This is a genomic window from Winogradskyella sp. (assembly GCF_003712105.1).
Taxonomy (GTDB): Bacteria; Bacteroidota; Bacteroidia; order Flavobacteriales; family Flavobacteriaceae; genus Winogradskyella.
The window spans coordinates 894,868-914,721 of the sequence record NZ_RHLG01000001.1 but is presented as its reverse complement, the minus strand read 5'-3'; the positions used below and the strand labels follow the sequence as shown (position 1 = coordinate 914,721).

18 protein-coding genes are annotated in these 19,854 nt (G+C 33.8%); 7 read left to right on the top strand and 11 right to left on the bottom strand.

Annotated features, from left to right (window positions below):
- Positions 1 to 49: 49 nt before the first annotated feature.
- From ED556_RS04235 to panC, 10 genes are all read right to left on the bottom strand, one after another.
- A complete protein-coding gene (locus tag ED556_RS04235) occupies positions 50 to 664 on the bottom strand; it encodes a hypothetical protein (RefSeq protein WP_296319662.1) in 615 nt (204 codons plus the stop codon).
- Positions 645 to 1,331 (bottom strand): response regulator transcription factor, encoded by a 687-nt coding sequence (locus tag ED556_RS04230; protein ID WP_296319660.1) that lies wholly within the window; start codon positions 1,329 to 1,331, stop codon positions 645 to 647. The genes ED556_RS04235 and ED556_RS04230 overlap by 20 nt, the downstream gene beginning before the upstream one ends.
- A complete protein-coding gene (locus tag ED556_RS04225; RefSeq protein WP_296319659.1) occupies positions 1,315 to 2,121 on the bottom strand; it encodes a histidine kinase in 807 nt (268 codons plus the stop codon). Before ED556_RS04225 ends, ED556_RS04230 begins: the two co-directional genes overlap by 17 nt.
- The gene (locus ED556_RS04220) at positions 2,085 to 2,735 is read right to left on the bottom strand and encodes a hypothetical protein (protein WP_296319658.1); all 651 of its coding nucleotides are present in this window, start codon (positions 2,733 to 2,735) and stop codon (positions 2,085 to 2,087) included. The genes ED556_RS04225 and ED556_RS04220 overlap by 37 nt, the downstream gene beginning before the upstream one ends.
- A gap of 19 nt (positions 2,736 to 2,754) precedes the next feature.
- The gene (locus ED556_RS04215) at positions 2,755 to 3,168 is read right to left on the bottom strand and encodes a hypothetical protein (protein ID WP_296319656.1); all 414 of its coding nucleotides are present in this window, start codon (positions 3,166 to 3,168) and stop codon (positions 2,755 to 2,757) included.
- Positions 3,169 to 3,232: 64 nt separating this feature from the next.
- Positions 3,233 to 4,597 carry a DNA repair protein RadA gene (radA, locus tag ED556_RS04210; RefSeq protein ID WP_296319654.1) on the bottom strand — a complete coding sequence of 455 codons (1,365 nt, stop codon included), beginning with the start codon at positions 4,595 to 4,597 and terminating at the stop codon, positions 3,233 to 3,235.
- Between the two features lie 33 nt (positions 4,598 to 4,630).
- Positions 4,631 to 5,779 carry an alpha/beta hydrolase-fold protein gene (locus ED556_RS04205; protein WP_296319653.1) on the bottom strand — a complete coding sequence of 383 codons (1,149 nt, stop codon included), beginning with the start codon at positions 5,777 to 5,779 and terminating at the stop codon, positions 4,631 to 4,633.
- Between the two features lie 43 nt (positions 5,780 to 5,822).
- Positions 5,823 to 6,779: a lysylphosphatidylglycerol synthase transmembrane domain-containing protein gene (locus ED556_RS04200; RefSeq protein ID WP_296319650.1), complete on the bottom strand. Its 957-nt coding sequence runs from the start codon at positions 6,777 to 6,779 to the stop codon at positions 5,823 to 5,825.
- A 4-nt stretch (positions 6,780 to 6,783) separates the two neighbouring features.
- Positions 6,784 to 7,134, bottom strand: coding sequence for an aspartate 1-decarboxylase (panD, locus tag ED556_RS04195; RefSeq protein WP_296319648.1), 351 nt, complete (start codon positions 7,132 to 7,134; stop codon positions 6,784 to 6,786).
- 13 nt (positions 7,135 to 7,147) lie between these two features.
- Positions 7,148 to 7,993, bottom strand: a complete 846-nt coding sequence (gene panC, locus ED556_RS04190) for a pantoate--beta-alanine ligase (protein WP_296319817.1) — start codon at positions 7,991 to 7,993, stop codon at positions 7,148 to 7,150.
- Between the two features lie 115 nt (positions 7,994 to 8,108).
- Here panC and ED556_RS04185 point away from each other — a divergent pair, with 115 nt between their 5' ends.
- From ED556_RS04185 to ED556_RS04155, 7 genes are all read left to right on the top strand, one after another.
- Positions 8,109 to 8,918: a glycogen/starch synthase gene (locus ED556_RS04185; RefSeq protein WP_296319646.1), complete on the top strand. Its 810-nt coding sequence runs from the start codon at positions 8,109 to 8,111 to the stop codon at positions 8,916 to 8,918.
- Positions 8,919 to 8,926: 8 nt separating this feature from the next.
- On the top strand, positions 8,927 to 10,621 hold the full coding sequence (locus ED556_RS04180; RefSeq protein ID WP_296319643.1) for a DUF4270 domain-containing protein: 1,695 nt from the start codon (positions 8,927 to 8,929) through the stop codon (positions 10,619 to 10,621).
- A 4-nt stretch (positions 10,622 to 10,625) separates the two neighbouring features.
- A complete protein-coding gene (glmS, locus tag ED556_RS04175; protein ID WP_296319641.1) occupies positions 10,626 to 12,473 on the top strand; it encodes a glutamine--fructose-6-phosphate transaminase (isomerizing) in 1,848 nt (615 codons plus the stop codon).
- A 186-nt stretch (positions 12,474 to 12,659) separates the two neighbouring features.
- Entirely contained in the window at positions 12,660 to 15,440 is a 2,781-nt protein-coding gene (locus tag ED556_RS04170; RefSeq protein ID WP_296319639.1) for a TonB-dependent receptor, read from the top strand.
- Positions 15,441 to 15,461: 21 nt separating this feature from the next.
- On the top strand, positions 15,462 to 17,039 hold the full coding sequence (locus ED556_RS04165) for a G-D-S-L family lipolytic protein (protein WP_296319638.1): 1,578 nt from the start codon (positions 15,462 to 15,464) through the stop codon (positions 17,037 to 17,039).
- A gap of 191 nt (positions 17,040 to 17,230) precedes the next feature.
- Entirely contained in the window at positions 17,231 to 18,739 is a 1,509-nt protein-coding gene (gene atpD / locus ED556_RS04160; RefSeq protein ID WP_296319636.1) for a F0F1 ATP synthase subunit beta, read from the top strand.
- Between the two features lie 17 nt (positions 18,740 to 18,756).
- Complete coding sequence (locus ED556_RS04155; RefSeq protein ID WP_296319633.1) at positions 18,757 to 19,032, top strand: F0F1 ATP synthase subunit epsilon; 276 nt, start codon at positions 18,757 to 18,759, stop codon at positions 19,030 to 19,032.
- Positions 19,033 to 19,084: 52 nt separating this feature from the next.
- Here the strand turns inward: ED556_RS04155 and ED556_RS04150 are convergent, their stop codons facing one another.
- Entirely contained in the window at positions 19,085 to 19,852 is a 768-nt protein-coding gene (locus ED556_RS04150; RefSeq protein WP_296319631.1) for a LexA family transcriptional regulator, read from the bottom strand.
- Positions 19,853 to 19,854 lie beyond the last annotated feature (2 nt).

The window sequence follows — 19,854 nt, the reverse complement described above, 5'->3', positions numbered from 1 at the left end:
GTCCTTCCAAAGGTATGTAGATCTCTAGATTTCTGAAATTAGAATATAATTAATCCAAATCTGTACAGTAATCATTGTAATATCGAACCAAATCCGGTAACGTAGCCCATCTGAACTCATGGCTCTTAATCCGTTTATTAATTCCAGGACATTCGCCAAAATATGTTCTAATGGTCTTCTTAAAATTACCCTTAAGCCTAATAGCATAGTCTTCTGAATCTCTCTTTACATAATATTTATTTTTAGAATATTGGTAATTGCTTGGAAACTTTCCTCCAATTCCATTATCAACAAAATTTGAACCTCCTATCACAGACCTAACCACAAATAACTTTACTTCTCCAAACTCTAAAACCTCTAATAACGATGGATACCTTCTAAAATTCTTTGTAAAGACATATTCAAAATTTCGTTCAAACTCAAAACCATGAAACGTCACACCAGTTACAATATCTCCTGTCCATATATCAGGTTCGTCTTCTAAGCTTAACCTAAACTCAATTCTATTACCGCCAAGAATAGAAGCATACCCTTTGATGGACTCACCTTCTTTAAAATGCAAAGTAGCTTCTTGATTTTGAGCGTAATTAAGCATAGTAGAAAATACCACAAGTATTAGTATTAATTTTTTTAATATCATGGTATTAATCAAAAGACGTTTCATTTTCAATATTTACGATATTATTTTTTATAGCATAAATAACCAAGCCAGCAATATTTCTGGTCTCAGTTTTTAACATTAAAGAGCGTCTATGAACTTCTACAGTTCTTGCACTTATGCCAATACTATCTGCTATTTGTTTAGCAGTATATTGCTTGCAAATAAGCTCTAAAATTTCTAATTCTCGGGAGCTAATAAAATCTGCATCTAGTGCGGATTTTACAGTTTTATTTGATCTGCTTTTCTTATTCTCTTGTATGTATTGAAATACTTTTCCATTATAATAAAAGCCTTTATTATATACTTCTCTGATGGTCTTTGTCATTAGCGAAGGCGTACTATTCTTTGCCAAATATGCCACTGCCCCAATAGAAATCATATTTAAAATAAATGGCTTAGAATAATAACTTGTCAATGCAATTATTTTTATATCTGGAAACCTTTCAGATAGAATTTTAGTCGCTTCAACACCATTAAGCACTGGCATTTTTAAATCCGTAATTATAATATCTGGTTTTTGTCTTAGACTTTTTAGTTTAGTTAATAAGTCTTCTCCATTTTCTGCATCAAAGACAACATGTATATCTTCTTCATTTTGGAGAATCGCCATTAATCCTTGACGAAATAACAACTCATCATCTGCAATTGCAATTTTAATTTTTTGACTCATTAACTCCTATAATTATAAAACGGCTTCCATCATTTAGTGTACTTTCTATAATCAATTCACCGTTTAAAATTTTCACTCTGCTTTTTATATTTTGCAAGCCAATTCCAGGTTTTTCCTTTACTAAATTAACATTAAACCCTTTACCGTTATCTTCGTATATAATCTTAAATTCGCCTGAATTATTCTCTGATTTAATATTTAATTCGGAAGCCTTGCCGTGACGAATAGAGTTATTTATTAACTCTTGAAAAATACGAAAAACATGTAATTCACTGGTTCTCGTTAATTTTAATTCCTCAAGTTCATGCGCTATTATAAGATCTGTATTTCTACTAAACTCTTCAAATAATTCTTCTAAAGCGGCTTTAAGTCCAAATTTATCCAAGATAGGCGGCAGAAGATCATGTGCTATTTTCCGTGAACTATCTAAGGTTGTTGAGGTAATATCCAGAATTTGATTTAACGTGGCTCTTTGCTTTTGATTTGTCTCTTTATCACTTAAAAGCACATTTGTTGACAGACTGATAATATTTAATTTTGAGCTTATAGCATCATGTAAGTCTTGCGCAATACGTTTACGTTCTGTTTCCTGGATACTAATTGAAGTCTGTAATATCTTCTCTTGGTGTGCAATTTTCAAATCGGCTTTTTCAAGCTCTTTTTTAATGATTTTTTTTCGTGAAAAGTAGAAGAATAGAATAATTCCTATACTTACTAAAACCAAAAAAATTATTGAAAATATTAATACAACAATTAATCGACTTTCATCCGCATGTAGTTCCTGTACCATTCAAAAAAGATTAAACCAAAATAAACTACAAGAAAATATCGATTTAAAGTCCATAATAGGTCTAAGAAATCTCTGTAGTTATTTCCATTGGTATTCGCAAAATTGAGTACCATAAATAATAGTATACTTACAATTTTATAAACAACTAGGCCTATTGTAACATAGATAAATTTTAGTGGAGCACTTATGGAATTATATAAATGCATAGCCGAAAAAACAAGTATCGGCAATGAACAAAGTAAAATTTCTAATGGATCAAAAGGTTTTAAGTTATACATATCTAAGCCATGAAATCCGAAAAGTGATAAAAGTGCAATAAACACAACAATAACAGTAATATCAATTTTGTTTCGTTGTTTCTTATTAAGAAGTTCTCTAAAAAAGAAAATTAATGTTATGAACTCTATTACAAAATAAACATGTGAAAATATAAGATTATTAATCCTGTTCATGGCCATCAAACCAGATACTGTATTGATAACTGTAATACTGCACAAATACAAACAAAAGAACACATATGGCCTATTATGGGCATTTTTTGAATATGTAAATAAATACACAACTGCCAATGGAAGAAAACCAAAAACACCTACTAACCTTAGTATATTGTCCATACTGCTAATTACCAGTAAATTAACTGTGATTTAGCGGACTATTCTCATCACAATCATCAGGGCAACCCATGGAAAAGTCAAAAGCACCACTACCAGTTAATTCTGATTTTTCATAAGGTGGATTTTTTTCTCCTTCAACCATATCTCTCTCAACACCGTTACTGTCTTTTTTTGTTCCAACCATAACTAGTGTTTGTCCATTTGCATTTTGTTGATTTGGATTTACAGCTAAGTAAGCGCGAATACATGAGTCCTCAACATTATGCAAGGAGAAAGTGTTTTTTGACCCTTGTAAAACTTTCATTTCTTTTAAAATGTCAATTAAGGTTTCACATTTTATCAAAAAAGCTTTAGCGTCTCCTTTACGCATATTATCTTGAAAATTCTTAGTCCAATTTTTTGCGTCCTCTATAGAAATATTAGTCTTACTCATAATTTAATTTATTAAGCGGTTATAGTTGATTAAAAATAAAGAAAATTTTTACAAAAATTACCATTTAGCTGACCAAAACGCCCACCAAATCTTCAACTTTGGTTAGTAAATGGATTTTTATAGAAGTATTACTTAAACTTATTTTACTTTGCACTGAAACAAAAATGGTAGAGAATCCTAATTTTTCAGCTTCTAAAATACGCTGCTCAATACGTTGCACAGGTCTTATTTCACCAGATAATCCAACTTCTGCTGCAAAACAATAATCTTGTGGTATTGGTTCATCTTCATTAGAAGATAAAATTGCCGCAACTACCGCTAAATCAATTGCTGGTTCCTCTACAGTTATACCTCCAGTAATGTTAAGAAACACATCTTTTGCGCCCAATCTAAATCCTGCTCGTTTTTCTAAAACAGCCAATAGCATATTAAGTCGCTTGGCGTTAAACCCTGTAGCAGAACGTTGTGGTGTGCCATAAACTGCGGTACTAACTAATGCTTGCACTTCTATCATTAAAGGCCGAACACCTTCTAAAGTTGCAGCAATGGCATTACCTGATAATGCCTCATCTTTTTTGGAGATTAGCAACTCGGATGGATTGCTTACTTGTCTTAAACCTGAACCTTGCATTTCGTAAATACCAAGTTCATTTGTAGATCCAAATCTATTTTTATTAGCTCTTAAAATTCTAAAAACATGATTTCTATCACCCTCAAATTGTAGAACAGTATCCACCATATGTTCCAAAATTTTTGGTCCAGCGATAGTGCCTTCTTTAGTAATATGACCAATAATTAAAACTGGCGTTGCAGTCTCTTTTGCAAACTTTATAAGTTCTGTAGTACACTCTTTAATTTGTGAAATGCTTCCTGCTGAAGATTCGATGTAATCACTATGTAATGTTTGGATTGAATCAATTACAACAATATCTGGTAGTAACTCCTCTATTTGCTTGAATATGTTTTGTGTTTTAGTTTCGGTTAGTATATAGCAATCATTATTGTTTGGCAAAATTCGTTCTGCTCGCATTTTTATTTGCTTTTGGCTTTCTTCTCCTGAAACATAAAGTGTTTTATAAGGTAATTGTAATGCTATTTGAAGCAATAATGTACTCTTACCAATTCCGGGTTCACCGCCAAGTAAAGTTAATGACCCTGGCACCATTCCGCCTCCTAAAACGCGATTGAACTCTGCATCAATCATATGCAATCTCATATCGGTTGAGGTGTCTATTTCATTAATACGTAAGGGTTTTGAACGCTTTTTTGCGGGGCTGTTTTCATAAGTTTTCCAATCGTTTTTTTCAGGCTTTTGTATAAGTTCTTCTACGATTGTATTCCACGTTTTGCAGGCATTACACTGCCCTTGCCATTTACTGTATTGTGTACCGCAGTTTTGACAAAAAAAAGTTGTTTTTACTTTTGCCATAATTATTTAATAAAAGATACCTTTTTGTACAATCTAATAACCAAAATCTGCTTTAATTTGTTGAGCTTTTTCTAACATAAGGTCCTTTGTAACTCCACCTATTTCTTCAAGAATATAAGCAGACTGGTATATTTTCATTGCTTTTTTTGGCTCGCCTTTTTGTTCATAATACAAACCTAGATAATACTTAGACAAGACAGTTTCAGGATAATTGTCCCGAGCCAATTTTGACAAGTCTTGAAAATAGTCCCATTTTTCTTTTTTCTTAATGGCTGCTTCCACAGCTTTAAAATCATTAATAAGGATCTGTTTTTCAATACCAAACAAATTTTTAATTTCGGCATATTTGTTCTCTAAATATGCGACCGGAGATCCTTCAAGTTTAAGTATGGACTCTTTATACTCTTTCAAACTTATAGGTTGAAACATAAAAAATATGGACTCAAGAGCATTTGGAAAAGCGTGTGCTGGCATTGCATAATGTGAAGGTCCATCGAACTCCTTGAAGGTATATATAAAATTACTATTCTGAACAGTCTTTAATTTGGAATCGAGTGATTTTACGGCTTTCATAATGTGCCGAACATCTGAATTAGATACAGCTAAATAATAGAACGTTTTTTGCTCTAGATTTTGTGATCGATTTAATAAATGTGACTCAATATTATAAGCCAAATCTGGACTTATAGCAACATAGGCATTGAACAATGGTTTTTTAATTGCTAAATAGTAATTTATAAAATTTGCAGTTTCACCATGTCCGACTGCAACTCTGAAAGATTCAGTTTTATAATTATCTTCAATGAACGGAATTAATTCTTTACCAACGAATTCGAAGAAATCCGCGCCGCTCTCTACCGGGACCAAATTCTGTTCGGAATACAACAGGTCATCATCTCTTGTATCGACCTGATTTATCCCAACCACAATGGCCTCAGGAATATCTTCCCAATATGCATAAAAATCTATATTACCAGCAATAGTTTCAAATAAATAATCCCCGTCAAATACATAAATTACCGGATATGTTTTATTATCCTCTTCAGAATACGCTCTTGGTAATAAAATCTTCAATTCTCTATCCTCACCAAGTAACTGAGAGGATATCGTTCTATATGTTGCCTGTGAAAAACAAATAAAACTTACAAAAAACAATAATAAGGTAGGCTTAAGCTTTATCATTTGGTGGATTTTAAGTTGGCTTAAGGCAAGGTAAAAAATATTTCTAAGAATCTTTATTTTTATTATAAATTGGAAGCATTATAAGTGACATTCCTCCAAGAATAATTGTCATCAGTGTTTGCGAACCCCAAAGCACCCAACCAAAGGCAAAACTGGGGTTTTTAGCAATACCAAAAATTGAAAACGCCGCGTAAACTGCTGCCGGATATGCGCCTGTACCGCCATTTGTTGCTGCAATACTAAAACTTGCAGAAATAAACCCTATCAGCACTGCCGCAATTGGAATCCCACTAAGACTATCAAAGGCAAAAGTTGTGGTATAAAACATTAATAGGTACATGCTCCAAATAAACAAAGTATGTCCTATAAATGCCCATTTCTTTTCCATTTTAAAGATACTTAAAGCACCTTCGATAATTCCGTTTATAAAGTTTCGTACTTTACCTATTATGCCTGTTTTACTTTTTCTAAAGGCAAATAGCAAAACAAGGCCAACAAGCACTATTATTCCTATAATTATTAGAGTATTAATACTAAAGTGTTCAGAAAAAAATTGAACTATAAATTCAAACTGAAGAATTAGCGTAATAAAAATGATGAAAATCATTACAATCATATCTGCCACACGTTCGGCAATAATAGTACCAAAACCTTTCTCGAACGGGACACCTTCATAATTGGTTAAGATTGAAGCTCTTGCTATTTCGCCAGATCGCGGAATACCATAATTTATAAGATAGGTGGCAAAAACTGCCATAAGACTATTTTTAAACTTCACCTTATAACCTAAAGGCTCTAGCATAAACAGCCATCGATAAGCTCTAGAAACATGACTTATAGTCAAGCAAACTACACTTAAGGCAATCCATCGGAAATCGGCGCCTTTTGCTTCAGAAATAAGAGTGTCTAATGGAACTTTACTTAACGAATACCAAACCAAAGCAATACTTAACAGTATAGGTATTACAATGGTGAGTACTTTTTTAAGTTTAGGTCGCAAAGAATTACTTTAAAAGATTAGTGGCCTCATCAGGGAATACCAATGAAGGTTTAAAGGTTTTTGCTTCCTCAATATCCATGAAGGCATATGTAATAAGTATTAAGACATCTCCAACCGCAACCTTACGAGCAGCAGCTCCATTAAGTGTGATTTCTCCACTATTTCTCGGTCCTGGAATACAGTATGTTTCGAGACGTTCTCCATTATTATTATTTACAATCTGAACTTTTTCTCCTTGGATGATGTTGGCAGCTTCCATGAGGTCTTCATCAATAGTTATACTACCAATATAGTTAAGGTCTGCACCTGTACATTTAACCCTATGAATTTTAGATTTTACAACTTGAATTTGCATGAGGCAAAGATAATTAATTTAAGGCGATATTATCTATGAGTCTTATATCTCCTGCATATGCAGCAATAAAAGCTCTATATGTCTTTTTTGTTGATTTTCGTTTTACTGGTTTTAAGGTTTCTACGTCTGCAATTAAAAAATATTCTAATTCTAAAAGATTATTATTTTCGAATTGTTTTGTAACCCATTCCGTCACCTTTAAAGCACTTTCTGTGCCAAACTTTAGCTTGGCAGATTTTAATGTTTTGAATATAAAAGGGGCTGCAGCTCTATGTTTTGACGTCAGCCTTTCGTTTCTAGAACTCATGGCCAAACCATCATCAGCTCTAAAAATTGGGCACCCCACTATTTCTGTTGGAATTTTATGAATCTCAACTAGCTTTTTTACGATTTGTAATTGCTGAAAATCTTTTTGTCCAAAGTATGCTTTTTGAGGTTTAACTATTTCAAGTAATCGTTTTACTATTGTACCAACACCATCAAAATGTCCAGGTCTAAATGCGCCTTCCATTTCATTTTCTAATCCACCAAAAGTAAACGTTTTAGACGTCACATTATCAGCATAAATATCTTCAACTGTAGGCGCATACACTATAATCTCTTCTTCGGCAACTGTTTTTAGCAATTTTACATCGCGCTCTAAAGTTCTTGGGTATTTTTTAAGATCTTCTACATTGTTAAACTGTGTTGGGTTTACAAAAATGCTAACCACAACAAAATCATTGTCATTCAATCCAAAATTCACTAAAGACAAATGCCCGTGATGCAGCGCTCCCATTGTAGGTACTAGGCCAATTGATTTTGATGATTGCCCATATTTAGAAAGACAATTATGTAGATCTAATTTATTATGAAAAATTTTCAAATCTGTAACATAAGTTTAACGCGTGCAAACTTAAGATTTTACTGGCAATTGGCATAAATTTTTGTAATTTTGCATGTTTTTTACTTTTAATTTTAAAAGCAACCGATTTATGAAAGATAAACGAATATTGTATGTGTCCTCTGAAGTAGTGCCTTATTTGCCAGAAACAGAGATTTCTTCAATGTCTTTTGAAGCACCAAGAATGGTAAACAAGCAAGGTGGACAGATACGAATATTTATGCCAAGATTTGGAAACATAAATGAGCGTAGACATCAACTCCATGAGGTAATACGTTTATCAGGTATTAATCTTGTTATCAATGACCTGGATATGCCATTAATAATTAAAGTTGCTTCAATACCTAAAGAGCGAATCCAAGTTTACTTTATTGATAATGAAGAATATTTTAAAAGAAAAGCAACATTGACAGATGAAGATGGAAATCTGTTTCCCGATAATGATGAGCGTGCTATATTCTTTGCAAAAGGTGTGATTGAAACTGTTAAAAAATTAAATTGGGCTCCAGATATAATTCATGTGAATGGTTGGTTGGCATCATTATTGCCGCTTTATTTAAAAGAGTATTATAAAACCGAACCTTTATTTACTGAAAGTAAAATTGTTACATCTGTATACAATCAAAACTTCGAAGGAACGTTAAATAAAGATATGAAAAAGAAAGTAATATTTGATGGTCTTGAAGAAGACACTTTAAAACCATTATCTTCTCCTAATTATATAAACCTAATGAAAATTGCTATTGATAATTCTGATGCCATAATTAAAGGTTCTGAAGAATTACCGAAAGAATTAGACAGTTATATAGATGAGTCCGATAAACCTACTTTAGGATATCATTCTTTAGAAGAATTTACCGAACCTTATTCAGAGTTTTACACAAATACTGTTTTAAGCTAATTACAATTATGAATCTAAATTTTAAAGCACTAAAATACTTTACTGCTATTGTTACTTTGACCTTTATAATGGTTGCTTGTGACAAAGACTTTACCTCAATTGATTCTGATATTATTAATGATAATACAGCAACTAGTTTTAACACTGTTTCGGAAAAATATGATGTTATTAGTTACACGGATTTGTTAAATCCAGTACAAACAAATGGTCTTGGGCTTAATATGTTAGGCACATTTAACGATCCTACATTTGGCCAAACCACCTCAAGTGTCGTAACTCAATTAAACACGAGTTTAGTTAATCCAAGTTTTGGAGAAAACGTAGTTTTAGATTCCGTTGTATTATCTATTCCTTTTTTCAGCAGATCTGTTGGTGTTACTGATGATAATATTGTATATGAGATTGACTCTGTATTACCTCGGAATGATAGTTACAATTCAATAAAGTTATCAATCTATGAAAACAATTATTTTTTAAGAGATTTTAACCCTGAAGATGATTTTAATAGTAGTCAAGCCTATTTCTCAAATGGATCCGCATCTGACAATGAGATTATCTCAAATGCAGATTTAGAATTTCTATTAATTGATGAAATAGATGTTTTAGAAATTTCACAAGATGAAATTCTTCTTACAGATAACGACGAAACTGAGCCAACAATAACACAAAGGTTAGCTCCTCGTATTAGATTAGTTTGGGATAAAAACATAATGGAAGACCAAGATGTAATCAACTATTGGAACACTAAAATATTTAGTCAAGAAGGTGAATCTACATTGAGCAACTCTAATAATTTCAATGATTATTTTAGAGGCTTGTATTTTAAAGCAGAGCCCATAAATAATGATGGGTCTATGATGATACTTAATTTTTCGCAAGCAGATGCTAATGTAACTTTACATTACTCTTTTGATTCAACTACAATTGAAGATCAAAGAGATCAATCTACATATACACTTACATTTGGTCCAAATAGATTTAATTTACTAGAAAATTTTTATAATTCTAACTTTCCGACAACTGATGGTGATGAGATTTTAGGAGATGAAAGGTTATTTTTAAAAGGAAGTGAAGGTGCTACAGCAAGCATAAAATTGTTTGATGGTGAGAATTCTGATGATGACGATAGTTTTGATAATACTTTTGAGACATGGCGTAAAGACTTTGTGAATTTAGATGCAGAAGGAAATTTTGAATCTTCAAGGCGTTTAGTTAATGAAGCAAATTTAGTCTTCTATGTTGACGATAATCTAGTTCAAGGTCAAGAACCAGATCGATTATTCCTTTATAATAAAACGAATAGAATCCCTTTAATAGATTATATTGAAGACACGCAAAATAACACGATTCCATTAATATCTATACCAAACCATCTTGGGATACTGGTACGTGATGAAAGTACGAATAGAGGTATTAGATACAAAATGAGAATAACGTCTCATATCAACAACATGCTAATCAATGGTTCAGAAAATGTTGAGTTAGGTCTTGCAGTTTCAGGCAATGTTAATCTTGAAGCAACAGTGCCACAATATATAGAACAAACATCAGGTACTGAAGAAAAATTTGTTCCAGTAAGTACTCTTATAACACCTAGAGGAACTATATTACATGGTAGTAATAGTCAAGACGACAATAGTCGCCTTGTTTTGGAAATTTTTTACACATGTTTAGAAACAGACATCAACTGCCCAAACAATTAAGATTATGTGTGGAATTGTAGGATATATTGGACATAGAGAAGCCTATCCAATAATACTCAAAGGTTTACAAAGATTAGAATATAGAGGTTACGATAGTGCAGGTATCGCATTATATGATGGTAATAATATTAAACTGTCTAAAACAAAAGGTAAGGTTGCTGACTTAAAAGGTCGTTTAGAAAATGAAATTTCTACTAACGGTAATCTTGGTATTGGGCATACCAGATGGGCAACTCATGGTGTTCCAAATGACGTAAACTCTCACCCACATTATTCGAATTCTGGAGATTTAGTGATAATTCATAATGGTATAATTGAGAATTATGAAGCTATCAAAACCGAACTGAAAAAGCGTGGTTATACATTTAAGTCAGATACCGACACTGAGGTTTTAGTTAACTTAATTGAAGAAGTAAAAAAACAACAAGATGTAAAACTTGGAAAAGCTGTTCAACTTGCATTAAATGAAGTAGTTGGTGCTTATGCCATTGCGGTTTTCGACAAAAATAAACCCAATGAAATTGTTGTGGCCAAGTTAGGCAGCCCATTAGCAATTGGAGTTGGTGAAGAAGAATTTTTTATTGCAAGTGATGCCTCACCATTTATTGAATTTACTAAAAATGCTATTTACCTTGAAGACGAAGAAATGGCAGTGGTTAGACTTGGAAAAAAGGTAAAAATCCGCAAGATAAAAGATGACTCTCTTGTAGCACCTTTAATGCAGGAATTAAAATTTAATTTAGAGCAAATTGAAAAAGGTGGTTTTGAGCATTTTATGCTTAAAGAAATTTATGAGCAGCCTAATGCCATTCGTGACACCTATCGAGGCCGTCTGTTAGCGAAAGAAGGTATTATAAGGATGGCAGGTGTTGAAAACCACAAAGAAAAATTCTTGAATGCCAATAGAATAATAATTGTTGCATGTGGAACATCTTGGCACGCAGGGCTAGTAGCAGAATATATTTTTGAGGATATAGCAAGAATACCTGTTGAGGTAGAATACGCTTCAGAATTTAGATACAGGAATCCTGTAATAACAAATACCGATGTTGTTATTGCTATATCACAATCAGGAGAGACTGCTGATACGTTAGCAGCTATTAAACTTGCAAAATCTCACGGTGCTTTTGTATTCGGGGTATGTAATGTAGTAGGTTCGAGTATAGCTAGAGAAACTGATGCAGGTGCTTACACGCATGCTGGCCCAGAAATTGGAGTAGCTTCAACAAAGGCATTTACTACTCAAATTACAGTACTAACATTAATAGCATTAAAATTAGCAAAAGAAAAAGGTACTATTTCTAAATCACAGTTTCATTATCATTTAGAGCAATTGGAGTTAATACCTGAAAAAGTAGCTAAAACTTTAGAGTCAGATGAACATATTAAGTATGTAGCAGGTACTTACAAAGATGCTTCTAATTGTCTCTATTTGGGAAGAGGCTATAATTTTCCGGTAGCTTTAGAAGGTGCTTTGAAATTAAAAGAGATTTCCTACATTCATGCTGAAGGCTACCCTGCCGCAGAAATGAAACATGGTCCTATTGCCCTAATTGATGAACAAATGCCAGTATTTGTTATTGCTACCAAAAAAGGACATTACGAAAAAGTAGTGAGTAATATACAAGAGATAAAATCTCGTAAAGGTAAAATCATTGCAATTGTTACAGAAGGAGATGTTGATGTTAAAAAGTTAGCAGATCATACCATTGAGATTCCTGAAACCTTAGAATCTCTTACTCCTTTATTAACAACAATACCATTACAGCTATTGTCTTATCATGTTGCTGTAATGCTAGGTAAAAATGTTGATCAACCTAGAAATTTAGCCAAATCTGTAACTGTAGAATAGATATTATAACCACCAAATAAGATTAATGAATCCATAAAAAAAGTCGTTTTTTTTATGGATTCACTGTTTTTTGGGGTTTAATATTGTCAAAAATTGCTATGCACGCATAATTTTATAGGAAATTCTTACCGATTTTTCATATATTTAGTTAAATTGGGCACCTAATAAATTAACTAAATCTTACTTATGAAAACAATTCTTAAGCTATTCTTAATGCTTTTTACTGTTGGTTCTCTTGCACAAACTACAGTTAAAGGTAAAGTTACTGACGACACAGGGCAACCTTTACCTGGTGCAAATGTAATTATAGAAGGTACAACTACTGGAGCAAGTACTGATTTTGATGGGATGTATTCGATTACTACAGACCAGACACCTCCATTTAACATTGTTATTTCTTACACCGGTTTTGAAACACAAACCATTGAGGTCACATCTAACAATCAAACTATTGATGTTCAGATGAAAGAAGGTAATGAACTCGATGAAGTTGTTATCTCAGCTTCTAGAACTCCTGAACGTATTTTTGAATCTCCTGTAACAGTAGAGCGTTTCGGACTAAAAGAAATTAAAAACACGCCTTCTGCTGATTTCTATGACGGCTTAGAGAATTTAAAAGGTGTTGACGTAAATACTAATAGTTTAACATTTAAATCAGTTAACACAAGAGGGTTTGCATCATTCGCTAATACAAGATTTATGCAATTGGTTGATGGCATGGATAATTCTACCCCAGCATTAAACTTCCCGATTGGTAACTTAGTAGGTATGATAGAAACTGACGTTCAAAGTGTCGAACTTTTACCAGGTGCAGCTTCTGCATTATATGGTGCAAATGCATTTAACGGTATCTTATTTATGAGAAGTAAGAGTCCTTTTGATCATTCAGGTATTAGTGGATATTTTAAAGGAGGTATGACATCTCAGGAAGCCATTGGTGATAATTTCTATACAGATTTGGGTCTAAGAATGGCGCACGTGTTTAGTGATAAATTTGCGGCAAAAGTTAATTTTGGATACCTAAAAGGTACAGATTGGGCGGCAATTAGTGAAGAAGACAGATTTAACAGAGGTCTTACAAGAGACGATATTGATTACGATGGAATTAATATCTATGGTGATGAGGTAGCAACTGATATTAATGATGTTGCGCAAGCACTCGAAGCTTTAGGCCTAGCACCTGCTGGATCCTCTGCTCTAGTGCCTTCAGTTGATGTTAGTAGAACTGGTTATAACGAAAGAGACCTTACTAACTATAATGCAGAAAGTATAAAAGCCGATTGGGGTTTATATTTTAGACCTTGGGCCAATGATTTCGAAATCCAATATGTTGGAAAAGTAGGAACCGGTAATACTATTTACCAAGGTGCCAACAGATATAATATCAAAAACTTCTTCCAACAACAACATAAATTAGAAGTTAGAAACGACAACTTCTTCGTAAGAGGTTATGTAGTAGCAGATAAAGCCGGTGACTCATATGACATGGTATTTACCGGAATCAATATCAACAGAGCTTGGAAAGACGACCAAACCTGGTTTGGAGAATATGTTGCTACGTATATTGGACAAACATTAGGTGGAGCTACAAATGCCCAAGCCCATACTGCTGCAAGAGCAGCTGCAGACACTGGTCGTTTTCTTCCAGGAAGTGCTGATTTTTTAAATGCATTTAATAGAAGTGTTAATGACCCTGATCTAAGTACAGGATCTAAATTTCAGGATGCATCTAAGTATTATCATGCTGATGCAAATTATAACTTCGGAGATTTAGTTGACTTTGCTGAAATACAAGTTGGTGGTTCATTCCGTTCTTATAGTCTAAATTCTTCAGGAACAATTTACACAGATTTTGATGGCCCAATTAACTATTCTGAATTAGGTATTTACACTCAGTTACAGCGATCTCTAGAAGTTAATGAGAATATGGAGTTAAAGCTTACGGGTTCTGTTCGTTATGACAAGTCTGAATTATTCGACGGCTTCTTCTCGCCTAGAATTTCTGCTGGTTTAACAATTAACAAAAACCATAACATTAGAGCTTCTTTTCAAACAGGATTTAGAAACCCAACAACACAAGATTTATATATAGGTCTTAACATTGGGCGTGCTACATTAATTGGTGGTGCATCTGACAATGGTGCAAGATTTGTGAGAGACTATGATGTAAGTACTGCAGGACAAATGCTTGGATTCCCAGCACAGATTCAGCAATCTGGTGCTGCAGCATATGAAAATTCATTCCTGTTAAATTCAGTTGAAGCATTTGGTAATAGCCAAAACCCAGCTGACCTTGTAACAGGTAACTCAAGCCTAGCAGAACCGGAACAAGTTAGTTCTGTTGAAGTTGGATATCGTGGTAAGGTTGAAGGATTTACTATTGACGCATCAGCTTATTATAACAGCTACAAAGACTTCTTAGCAAACGAAACGGTAATAGCACCTTTATATGGTACAGTTGGTGATAATTCACTATCAGTTCTAGCTATTGCTAATGGAGATTTCGAAGCCTACCAAACTTATACTAATTCTGATGCAGATGTAAACTCTTATGGAGCAGCAATTCAGGTTTCTACTAAGGTTTTTGATGGTTTTGATTTAAGTGCAAATTATACATGGGCTAGATTAGACTTTGATGTAGCTGCTAACCCAGATTTTAGAACTAATTTTAACACTCCAGAACATAAGGTTAAAATAGCATTTGGTAAGACCGAAGTATTTAAAAATTTCGGATTTAATGTTGCTTGGAGATGGAGTGACAATTACTTCTGGGAAGCATCCTTTGGTGATGGTGAAGTACCTGCATTTAATGTACTTGATGCACAAATCAACTATAGAGTACCAAGTTTAAAATCTACATTTAAAGCGGGCGCTACTAATATATTACAAGACGAATATTTCACAGCCTTTGGTACTGGATTTATCGGATCTCAATATTATGTGTCTTGGACAATCAACAATTTATAAAAACACGCAAAACAAATTATGATGAAAAAAATTAAATATATATTATTAACTGTTTTGTCTGTAGGTTTCTTGGCCTGTGAAAACGAAACACTAGATGACCTTAGAGATAGAGTTAATCAAAATGACCCTGAATTACCAGCGTTAACTTCTGGTTCCGCTAATTTCTCTAACTATGTTGCTGTAGGCCCATCATTTACTGCTGGATTTGCAGATGGCGGTTTATTTATAGCATCACAAGAAAACTCATTCCCTAATATAATTGCTAGTCAATTTGCTAACGCTGGTGGTGGAACCTTTACACAACCTTTAATGAATGACAATTTTGGCGGCTTAGCATTAGCTGGAAATAGAATAGCAGACCCACGATTAGTTTTTGGTGGTGCCGGTCCTGTGCCTTTAGAGAGTGTAATTGGTCCTGTAACTGTATCTACAGATATAGCACTTAATAACCCAACCGGTCCATTTAATAATTTAGGTGTTCCAGGAGCTAAAAGCTTTCATATTATAGCGCCAGGATATGGTAATATTGCAAATGTGCAAGCAGGTTTGGCTAATCCTTATGCTGTTAGAATAACAGGAAACACGCCAGACGCAACAATATTAGAGCTGGCTGTTGCTCAAAGTCCTACGTTCTTTTCCTTAGGTGTAATAGGTGGAAATGATGTATTAGGTTATGCTACTACTGGTGGTGATGGTTCTAATCCAATTACAGATCAAGGTACTTTTGATTTTGCAATGACCACAATAATTAATGGTCTAGTAGCTACAGGAGCTCAAGGCGTATTAGGTAATACACCTAATGTAGGTAACTTACCTTTTTTCACTACAGTTCCTCATAATCCTCTGCCGATAGATGCGGCTACTGCAGGGTTCTTAAATAGTGCTAGTGCATATGGTGCTTATAATGCTGGTCTTGATGGTGTATTAGCATTTTTATCTGCTCCTGCTAATGTTGGCACTTTACAGTTCTTATTCCCAGCTGCTACTGCAGCAGAGTCTTTGGCATTAGCTACAGCAGAAATGGATAGAAGAAAAATATTTTTCATGGAGGCAGATGATAATGCGGTAGTAATTATGGATGAAGACCTAACTGATTTAACATCGTTTAATCCTGCGTTAATAAACATGCGCCAAGCAACTGCTGACGATTTAGTTGTTCTTCCTGCAGCAAGTTTTATTGGTACAGAAGCTGTTCCAGGTAATCCTGCAACTGTAAATGGTGTTGCTATACCCTTAGCAGATAATTGGATATTAACACCTGAAGAGCAAGAAGAAATTGCAACCGCAACTGCAGGGCATAATGCAACCTTGGCAGCTTTAGCAAGTGCTAATGGATTGGCTTTAGTTGATTTAAATGCAATTTTAGAAGAAGCGTCATCAGTAGGAATTCAATTTGATGACTTCAACTTAAATACTGACTTAGTTTTTGGTGGTCTTGTAAGTTTAGATGGTATACATCTTACAGCAAGAGGTTATGCACTTATGGCTAATAGGTATTTAGAGGCAATAGATGCCACTTATGGTTCTAATTTTGTTGAATCTGGAAATGTCGCAAAGGCAAATGATTTTACAACAAACTATTCGCCATTGCTTCAATAAAATTATTAGATACAAAATCACAAAACGTGCTCAGATTGAGCACGTTTTTTTTTGATAAAAAAGGTTCTAAAAAAAGTATTTATTTTTTAAATAAAACTATATCTTTGCAGCGCGAAAAACAACGCTTTTTTTATGTTGAAAAACCGCAGTTTTTCATTTTTAAATTATTGCAAAACAAAAACATATAAGTAATGTCTAAAGTTACAGGTAAAGTTGCACAAATAGTAGGTCCAGTAATCGATGTTGAATTTGGTGCTGGTGCAGAACTTCCAAAAATTTATGATTCGTTAGAAATTAATAGACCTGATGGTTCTACTCTAGTACTTGAAGTACAATCTCACATTGGTGAAGATACAGTACGTACTATTGCAATGGATTCATCTGATGGTTTAAGTAGAGGTACAGAAGTTATTGCTACTGGTGTTCCTATCCAAATGCCAATTGGTGAAGATGTTTATGGACGTCTTTTTAATGTAATTGGTGATGCTATTGATGGATTAGGAGATTTACCAAAAGCTGATAAAGATGGACTTCCAATTCACAGACAAGCTCCAAAATTTGAAGAATTATCGACTTCTACTGAAGTGTTATTTACAGGTATTAAAGTAATTGACCTTATCGAGCCTTATGCAAAAGGTGGTAAGATTGGATTATTTGGTGGTGCTGGTGTAGGTAAGACAGTATTGATCCAGGAGTTGATTAACAATATTGCTAAAGGTCACGGTGGTCTTTCTGTATTTGCTGGTGTTGGTGAGCGTACTCGTGAAGGAAACGATTTACTTCGTGAGATGTTAGAGTCTGGTATTATTAAATATGGTGATGACTTTATGCACTCTATGGAAGAAGGCGGTTGGGACTTACAGAAAGTTGACAAAACTGCTATGAAAGATTCTAAAGCGACTTTCGTTTTTGGACAAATGAATGAACCTCCTGGAGCTCGTGCGCGAGTAGCATTATCTGGTTTAACAATTGCAGAGTATTTCCGTGATGGTGCTGGTGATGGTCAAGGTAAAGACGTATTATTCTTCGTTGACAATATCTTCCGTTTTACTCAAGCTGGTTCAGAGGTATCTGCACTTTTAGGTCGTATGCCATCAGCTGTAGGTTACCAACCTACATTAGCAACAGAAATGGGTGCAATGCAAGAACGTATTACTTCTACTAAGAAAGGTTCGATTACATCTGTACAAGCAGTATATGTACCTGCGGATGATTTAACGGATCCTGCTCCTGCTACAACTTTCGCCCACTTAGATGCAACGACAGTATTATCTCGTAAAATTGCTGAGCTTGGTATCTATCCTGCGGTAGATCCATTAGATTCTACTTCAAGAATTTTAACAGCTGATATTTTAGGAGATGAGCATTACAACTGTGCACAACGTGTAAAGGAGTTATTACAGAGATATAAAGAATTACAAGATATTATTGCTATTCTGGGTATGGAAGAATTATCTGAAGAGGATAAAATGGCTGTAGGTAGAGCAAGACGTGTACAACGTTTCTTATCACAACCATTCCATGTTGCTGAGCAATTTACAGGTATCCCAGGTGTATTAGTAGACATTAAAGAAACTATTAAAGGTTTTAATATGATTATGGATGGTGAATTAGATCACTTACCAGAAGCAGCGTTTAACCTTAAAGGTTCTATAGAAGAAGCTATTGAAGCTGGTGAGAAAATGCTTGCTGAAGCTTAATATAAAAATTCAAACCTATGTATTTAGAAATTGTATCACCAGAGGCTACATTGTTTAGTGGAGAAGTTGATAGTGTTGCTGTTCCTGGAGTTAGCGGAGAGTTCGAAATGCTTAAGGATCACGCTCCTATAGTTTCTATACTTAAAGCAGGTAACATAGCTATTAATGGTGATGTTACGCTTCATGAAGATGTACAAAATAAATTTACTAAGAAAGATGGTAAAACATTATTAGCCATTAATTCTGGTACTATTGAAATGAAAGATAATAAGCTTATTATTTTAGCTGATTAATCTTTAACGATATAAGATAACAAAAACGCGAAGCATAGCTTCGCGTTTTTTATTATAAATATTTTACTGCTTCTAACTCTACTTTCAATTCTTGAAACATAGTCATAATACTACTGAGTTTTAATTCTTTTTCATCATACTCTTGAGTATTAATGCAGCATGTAAATTCCCAAAGCTCAATGATACTATCTTTAGGTACTAGATAAGGTTTATAAGATTTATTATCTGAACTCAATAATAAATCACTGCTGTCATCGCCTTTAAGATATATACGTTTATAAACTAGACCATCATTCTTGGTTAGAACTATATAGGTTCTACCATTTTTAATGTCATTAACATTCTCCACAAACTTCGCTACTATAAAAGCACCATCTTTAACTGGTAACATAGAATCGCCCTTTATAGGAAATGCACGGTGTGTGCCTGTTGGCAAAAAGGGTAGTTTAATTTTTTGAAGTTGTTCTATATATTCTGGGTCATCATAGCCAGATAAATAACCCGCAGAAGCTTTAGCAGGAATAATTTCTATCAAGTCTTCATTTTTTTCATTTACCGTGACCGGAAACAATATTCGCTTATTCCCTACTTCTATAAACGATGTGTCCTTTGCTTTTCGCAAATCTTTACGAACTAAAATATCAATAGGAATATTAAAATAATTTGACAAATCTATTAATTTTTCAATTGGTGGTTCGCTTCTACCTTCTTCATAAGAACCAACCATAGAACGCGTCCAATTAAGATTATCTGCAAAACGCTCTTGTGAAATCTGCTTCAGAGATCTTAAATGCTTTATGTTGATTTGAATTGGTTTCATAA